Origin of the sequence: Bacillus manliponensis, assembly GCF_000712595.1 — a bacterium.
Lineage (GTDB): Bacteria > Bacillota > Bacilli > Bacillales > Bacillaceae_G > Bacillus_A > Bacillus_A manliponensis.
Genome location: NZ_JOTN01000052.1, coordinates 1 through 4955 on the forward strand (window position 1 = coordinate 1; position 4955 = coordinate 4955).

Annotated in this window: 8 protein-coding genes and 1 pseudogene; all 9 read right to left on the reverse strand. The window is 33.7% G+C overall.

The window, feature by feature from the left end:
- Positions 1 to 240: 240 nt before the first annotated feature.
- The 9 genes and pseudogenes from BAMA_RS22995 to BAMA_RS25485 all read right to left on the reverse strand — a co-directional run bounded on the left by BAMA_RS22995 (position 241) and on the right by BAMA_RS25485 (position 4772).
- On the reverse strand, positions 241 to 1119 hold the full coding sequence (locus tag BAMA_RS22995; RefSeq protein WP_034644337.1) for an Rpn family recombination-promoting nuclease/putative transposase: 879 nt from the start codon (positions 1117 to 1119) through the stop codon (positions 241 to 243).
- Positions 1120 to 1199: 80 nt separating this feature from the next.
- Positions 1200 to 1793, reverse strand: a pseudogene (locus BAMA_RS23000) (recombinase family protein); the annotation flags it as partial.
- A gap of 142 nt (positions 1794 to 1935) precedes the next feature.
- Positions 1936 to 2154: a hypothetical protein gene (locus BAMA_RS23005; protein ID WP_034644340.1), complete on the reverse strand. Its 219-nt coding sequence runs from the start codon at positions 2152 to 2154 to the stop codon at positions 1936 to 1938.
- 38 nt (positions 2155 to 2192) lie between these two features.
- Positions 2193 to 2321 carry a hypothetical protein gene (locus BAMA_RS25480; RefSeq protein ID WP_265182762.1) on the reverse strand — a complete coding sequence of 43 codons (129 nt, stop codon included), beginning with the start codon at positions 2319 to 2321 and terminating at the stop codon, positions 2193 to 2195.
- Between the two features lie 88 nt (positions 2322 to 2409).
- Complete coding sequence (locus tag BAMA_RS23010; protein WP_034644342.1) at positions 2410 to 2595, reverse strand: hypothetical protein; 186 nt, start codon at positions 2593 to 2595, stop codon at positions 2410 to 2412.
- 1108 nt (positions 2596 to 3703) lie between these two features.
- A complete protein-coding gene (locus tag BAMA_RS23015) occupies positions 3704 to 4168 on the reverse strand; it encodes a hypothetical protein (RefSeq protein WP_034644344.1) in 465 nt (154 codons plus the stop codon).
- 105 nt (positions 4169 to 4273) lie between these two features.
- Positions 4274 to 4417, reverse strand: a complete 144-nt coding sequence (locus BAMA_RS25565) for a hypothetical protein (RefSeq protein WP_338022321.1) — start codon at positions 4415 to 4417, stop codon at positions 4274 to 4276.
- Positions 4418 to 4438: 21 nt separating this feature from the next.
- Positions 4439 to 4702, reverse strand: coding sequence for a DUF1064 domain-containing protein (locus tag BAMA_RS25570; protein ID WP_338022322.1), 264 nt, complete (start codon positions 4700 to 4702; stop codon positions 4439 to 4441).
- Entirely contained in the window at positions 4638 to 4772 is a 135-nt protein-coding gene (locus tag BAMA_RS25485; RefSeq protein ID WP_265182763.1) for a hypothetical protein, read from the reverse strand. The genes BAMA_RS25570 and BAMA_RS25485 overlap by 65 nt, the downstream gene beginning before the upstream one ends.
- Positions 4773 to 4955: the final 183 nt, after the last annotated feature.

Genomic DNA, 4955 nt, shown 5'->3' on the forward strand with positions numbered 1-4955 from the left:
TGTATATTCTATACATGTAAGGTTAACATAACACATCATTATCAGTAGCAAGAAAAAAGCGAATCCCTATTTTCAAAAGGAATTCGCCTTTTTCTTTTTCTATAACCCTATTCATATTTTTATACATTTCTATCCTGGCGCGGTTTTAGGGTTCTCGGTTGTTACCTAATTAGCCGAAAAACTGTATAAAATCTTGTATGCTCTTAGCGTTTTTTTTTTCCAAAATGCTGGCGGTACCCCCTATAGTAATAACTTCCGTATTTCTTGTGTACTGATACCGGTGAACTTTGAAATATCTTCTAATGGCATTCCATTTTTATGCATACCACGAACTAACTGTGCACGCTCAGCTAGTTTACCTTCTTCTTTACCTTCTTCACGAACATGAGCTATTTTAGCTTGTTCATCTAGAAGTACTTTTTCACGTGCATCATAAGCTGTTCGAAAAGAAGAATCATGGCTCATATTTTCCCATTTATTGATTGCCTTTTGTAAAATTGGATCTTGAGTCATCGCAATCTCCTCCAATGTTCGAGTTAACTGCTCATCTTCATGAGCTGGCAATAATAACATCCAACGAACAAATGTATTTTCCCATGGATTTACTTTTTCTTCCCGCCATTGCCTAACTAATTTTGGAATTTCGACAAAATGGATTTCGATATCGTCACTTAAAACCTGTCGTCTCTTTGCATTCCATAATTTTCCGATAGTTTGAAATGAATCATCAGAGGAAAACAATATGAAATCCAATAAGTTAATGGTGATTGTTTTCCGAAGTGAACGATAAGGCATTCCTTCTTGCATTTGGGATGTGTAAAGCTTACTCCAATAATATAAAGATCGCTTTATCATGTCATGTGTATTTCGGAGCTGAATCTCAATATTTACTTGTGTACCATTGTCGAGTGTTGCTAGTAAATCTAAAATAGATAACTTGTCATCTTCATAAGATTTATGAAGATGTGGGTCTTCTAATTGTAGTGATGCAATAGGTGTACCTAAGGATTCTTCTAAAATTGCATTTAGGAACCCAATTAGAATTTCTTCGTTTCCTTTTGTTCCAAATAACTGTTTAAAAGCAAAGTCAATTCGTAAATTCACCAAATTTGTGGACATGGGTTTCCCCTCTCTATCTGTCTTTTCTTATTTCTATTTTATAGGATAATTCTCTACATAAGCAAATACTCCTCTTGTCATGACTTGCTTTCAGTTTCTTTATTGTGTTGTATTTGTTTATTTTTTCGTATGTACCTGTATAGCGTTGCTTGACTAATACCCGTCATATTCACAATTTCTTGTATGCTGTATTCTTTGGAATCATATAACTTCAATGCCCTTTGTATAAAGCTATCTTTAACAGGAGGACGTCCACCTACTCTCCCTCTTGCTCTTGCACTTTCCAAACCCTCTTGAGTCCGCTGAGCAATTAAGTCTCTTTCAAATTGACTAAATGCTTGGAAGACGGTTAACATCAATTTACCTTGCGGTGTATTCGTATCAAATTGTTCTTTAATGCTAATAAGTTTAACATCTTTACTCTCAAAGTATTCAACAAGTTCAATCAAATCTTTTGTACTTCGTCCTAACCTAGAAAAACTTTCAACCACTAAGGTATCTCCTGGTCTGATTTTATCTTTCAGTCGGTTAAGTTCTGGTCGATCACTTTTTGTACCTGTCATTTTTTCTGTCAAAATTTCAGTACATTTATAATTTTGAAGCATATCAATCTGACGAATTAAATCTTGTTGTTTTGTACTTACCCTCGCATAACCATAAATGTATGAATTCATAAAATCACCTACCCTTTTCATAATAATTTTATCATAAAGGGTAGTTAAAGTTAGTTTGATTTTGACAATAGTTTTGATAACGAAGTTAAGCGGTTTATACGAACTAAATTCTTCTTGTTTTATCCTTCTCAAAAACAATTGTTTATGAGACACTATCATTCCCAAATTTAAGTTCTAATCCTGCTTGTATCTGTTTTATAAGCTTGACTTCACTTTCTTTCAGATAAGACAAAAACTTATTTACTGTTTCGGGATCAGAAGCAGCTAATAAATAAATGGCAGTAGCTATCAATGTATTAACTTGCTCAGTGGCATCTTCACACCTACCTTTAGCATGAATCGTGAATTTCGCATCGTTCATATACACCTCCTTCCCTCACTTACTTTTCGTCAGCTGTGTTAGTTTGTTTCGTGGGGCTTTGAAACTAAATTAATCTTTTTCAAGTAATACGCATCTGAAATAAGATAGTTCTTCCAAAATGCAGTGTAAAGTACAATACGCTCGTATAAGTGTCCTCTATCCTCCATCCCCACTCACTCCTTATCTTCTCTTATCGATACTGTGTATTTTCTACATAATAAAAAGCACCCAAATTGGGTGCTTGATATTCTCCCTCTAACCTAACAGGTATTTGATTTTCTTTTCAAAATCTTCTCCTGTACGGAAGTAAATTTTGTTATCTTCTTTTAATCTTTTCATAAGGTACTCTATATAAAGAATTTCCATATCCATTTCGCTACATATAACATCACAATCGATATACTTTCCTGGAACTTTTAATTTCACAAGAACTCTCATCATTCTACTGGAATTCTCATTGTAGAAATCGTTTAACAACCTCATTGCTTTTTCTGTCAATTTAACAGCATCTATATCAATTAAATAGCCACGTTCAGTTAGCTCTTTCTTTATAATTGGTTTATTTGTTATTTCATATGGATTCTGTATAAAGCATGTAGCATTGATTAAATAATTTAATACTTCAGTTTCTTTCAGCGTGACTTTTCCCCTTTATTTCATAAAATTAGATCCCGGTTCCCTTATAAATCAAACTTACCAGATTTTAGAATAGATTGTAAAATCAAACTCTTCAATTTTGCATGTAAGTTAGTTTTGCACTTATTTTTTCAAAAGATTCAGTGGAGAATTTTTTAAAAATATGCTTGCTATAATTATGTGGGGAAATGTGGTTAAATATAGCTATGAAGAAATTACCTCCTAATTCAATTTAATCATAAAAAAACTTTTCGTAGGCCAATACGAAAAGTTTTATAAGGTGGTGAATACATATGGATGCACTCACTGTCACTGCAGTTTGTTCTTTGCTCATGGTAGTTATGGGTATGATTAACATGAGTAAAGAACAAAAGTAGTATTTTTAATGAAAATCTTTTAGTGTTGACGCACTAAAAGATTTTTTTCTTTGTAAAGCAATATATATTGAATATACATATACACTAAAAGAATATTCGGATACGAATAATTCATACTGTATCTTTATTATATAGTCAATATACTCTACTTTTCAAGTTATGAAAGTAAACCTTATACTCAGTCTTTTTCAGATCAAATTACTTATCTGCGCTCAATTATAACGGAGGAGTAAACTCTAAAGGATGAATTCTTTAACTAATTGTATGATTCAATTGAATAATCATAAAGATATGTCAGCTCCACCTTCTCACTATACTAATCTCGTTAGTACACTAAGAAACAGCCAACCAAACTGTTTCCCCGTTTAATTTGTTAAAATAAAAGATTCATTCAATCACCAACCAACCGTTTGGAGAATTGAATGACGATCAGAAAATAAAAAAACATTCCAACAAGTGTTCATATCGGTTATCTTGAACGTTTATCAAAAGTGTTTTCCGCCACTTCTAACTACTATTAGTATATCAGCGATTAATCAAGAGCAGTGTTGCCTATGTGTTGACTGAGTGTTGACTCTTTTGTTCATTCTACAACTCACTTTTCTAATATACTGATGCGTGTATCCAAGTTGATCTGCTATCTCTTTTAAATTCATTCCCATAGCGTCGCGTAAATAAATAATTTTATTCTCTAGCCCTTTCATACTACCGAGAATAAAGCGTGCTTCATCCATTAAAGACTTTTTATCCTCTATACGCTCCTTTAAGTACTTAACCCTCTCAGCGATTTTTCCTTGTTTCGTTGCAATTTCATCTAATGTCATCGGTATCTGGCCACCAGTAACTCGCTCTTTCCCATAGTCCACTGTCCCATTAAACTTAGGAGCATTCATATGCATATTTCTCATTAAATGCTTATGTTCTAGTTTCAAATCCTTCAATTCTACTTCCATCATTGCAATTTCTTCACCTAAATTTTGATATTTACCGATTGTTGTCATTATCAGAATCCCCCTATTGTCATTTTTGTTTTTTCACTTTGATTGTGGTAATTGAAATTTTATGTTCTCGTTACTGAATAAGAGAACATCACACATTCATCCCCTTTACGATTTTGTCCACTCCTTCATATCGTCATCCCATATCGCTACGATTAACTCCTGTTTATTTATGTACTCCCATAGCTTCTTTCGTATTGGGAACCCATCGTTTATTGCCTTCTTACTACCTTTTACATCGACTACCTCCACATGCCCATCTGAGTATGTTACTCAGAAGTCCGGTGTAAACTTCATAGCTGACTTTTTTGATTTCCCACGCTTCGTAAGACTGCTCTTAATCTCGAAAGCTGGTATTAAGGTGTAGGATGGATGGCATTCTATGCGAGCGACATCCTCCCGTTCCTTTAAGTATTGGTAATACGCTGCTTCACTCTTAGAATCAAATTTTATATTATCTATAATGACCTCTTTACTCTTGAACTTCGGCCTCACTACTTTCTTCCGCTTCTGCTGTTTCCTTCTCGTATAAGCCATTTGCCAACTCCTGTACATCTGCTGTGCTTCCACTTCTTTGCAGCTCAACTACATCTCGTAAAATACCCATCTCCTCACCTCGTATTCTCCTAAAAGGGTTATTTTGTTGCAGTTTCAATTAAACAACTTACTCTATGACCCACTATCTACCCCTTCCAAATCCAAATTTACCAATACTTAGAAATTTAATTATATCTATTTATTCGAATATATTTTATTCTGATTACGTCGGTCATATTATCTTTATTGACGA

Coding starts and splice junctions, on each gene's coding strand:
- BAMA_RS22995 (WP_034644337.1), bottom strand. CDS start 1,119: ATGTCCACAAATTTGGTGAATTTACGAATTGACTTTGCTTTTAAACAG.
- BAMA_RS23005 (WP_034644340.1), bottom strand. CDS start 2,154: ATGAACGATGCGAAATTCACGATTCATGCTAAAGGTAGGTGTGAAGAT.
- BAMA_RS25480 (WP_265182762.1), bottom strand. CDS start 2,321: ATGGAGGATAGAGGACACTTATACGAGCGTATTGTACTTTACACTGCA.
- BAMA_RS23010 (WP_034644342.1), bottom strand. CDS start 2,595: ATGATGAGAGTTCTTGTGAAATTAAAAGTTCCAGGAAAGTATATCGAT.
- BAMA_RS23015 (WP_034644344.1), bottom strand. CDS start 4,168: ATGACAACAATCGGTAAATATCAAAATTTAGGTGAAGAAATTGCAATG.
- BAMA_RS25570 (WP_338022322.1), bottom strand. CDS start 4,702: ATGGCTTATACGAGAAGGAAACAGCAGAAGCGGAAGAAAGTAGTGAGG.
- BAMA_RS25485 (WP_265182763.1), bottom strand. CDS start 4,772: ATGGGTATTTTACGAGATGTAGTTGAGCTGCAAAGAAGTGGAAGCACA.